Below are 1,393 nucleotides of genomic sequence, written 5' to 3'. Positions count from 1 at the left end.
ATAGGAAATGCGTGCGCCGCTCGACGCACTGAGGTCGGGCAGCGGCGTGTTGCTGATCAGTACACGATCGTTGCCGATCAGATCCGCACGACCAGTCGCAACATCCACGATATCGGGCAGCGCTGCGGCATCAGGCAAGGATGCTCCCTGTCCCAATCCACTGCCCCAACCGCCCGGTGACATCGGCACAGAGGTGAGGACAGAGGCGGCCGTGATCGGGGGCACAGGCGGCGTATCACCCAAGCCTGTCGTTGACGGTAATTGTGGAAGTTGCGTCTGCGTGGGCAGTGGCGGCGGCAACTCAGGGGTCGTCGATGGCGGCAGCGCTTGCGCAATCGTCCCCACAGTAAGTTCATTGGCACTGGCGTCGCTGGCGACGTTTCCGGCGAGGTCGGTGACGGTGGCCGTGACCTGGTAGCGGCTGTTCAGCACCAGTCCCAGCGCACCGCTGGCAGGCACGGCGGTCGCCAGATCCAGGCTCCAGCTGCCGGCCACCGGCACGACGTCATAGGTGGCGCCGCCGACGGTGACCGTCAGGGTTTCGCCGGCGGCCAGTGTTGCGTGGCCGGTCAGTGTGGGGGTCAGGCTGCCGGTCTGCAGTGTGTCGACCGTCGGCACAGTCGCCACGGTATCGTAGACATAAGCCTGGCTGCTCACGGCGCCATCGTTGCCAGCGGCATCGGAGACCTTGACCAGCAGCGTGTCGCTGGCGGTAAGCGTCTGTCCGGCCAGCGACCAGGCACTGGTGCCCACCACGGCGGTGGCGGCGGCCCAGGTGGCGCCGTTGTCGAGTGAGACATAGACGTGTTCGCCGGCCGTCAGGTTGGACGCCAGCGTGCCGCTGACGCCGCGCCCGGCGTGAGCAGCGTCACCGAGGCGTTCTGGTGGGCGCCGCCGGCTTCAATGATGGTGGCGCCGTTCAGCGACAAGGCGCTGGTGCTGCTGACATCGAGGTCGGCGCTGTTCTGACCGGCGCCCACCACGTAGGTAAAGCTCAGCGTGGTGCCGCCCGAGCCGCCGGTGTAGGTGGCGCTGCCGCCGCCGTTGAGCGCCAGGGTCGGCGTGCCGCCGGTGGTGTCGACATTCACCGCGCTGCTGAAATCAACGGTGATGGTCACCGTCTGGCCAGTGCCGTAGGCGCCGTCCGAGGTGCTGGCGCTGACGTTGGTGATGCTCGGTTGCGAGCCGTCGACATTGACGCCGGTGGTGGCGCCGACCGCGTTGAGAGTGGTCACCGCGTTGTTGCCGGCGGTGTCCTTGATGCTGCCGCTGTTGAGCGAGAGCGCCCCGATCGTGATGCCGTCGGCGTCGGCGTCGCCATTGACCACGGTGTAGCGGAACAGCAGCGCGCCGGTGCCGGAACCCGACACGTACACCGCCTGACGGGTGGCGC

The 1,393-nt window shown here is 67.6% G+C and carries 1 protein-coding gene and 1 pseudogene; both read right to left on the bottom strand.

The window, feature by feature from the left end:
• The coding region (locus HLUSI_RS29360) for a hypothetical protein (RefSeq protein ID WP_040503629.1) at nucleotides 1-756 on the bottom strand (756 nt) is incomplete at its 3' end.
• Nucleotides 757-818: 62 nt separating this feature from the next.
• Nucleotides 819-1,393 (bottom strand): annotated as a pseudogene (locus tag HLUSI_RS29355) (hypothetical protein); the annotation flags it as partial.

Source organism: Herbaspirillum lusitanum P6-12 (assembly GCF_000256565.1).
GTDB classification, from domain to species: domain Bacteria; phylum Pseudomonadota; class Gammaproteobacteria; order Burkholderiales; family Burkholderiaceae_D; genus Herbaspirillum; species Herbaspirillum lusitanum.
Note: the sequence above shows the minus strand (reverse complement) of the source record. Positions and strands in the feature narration are given on the sequence as shown.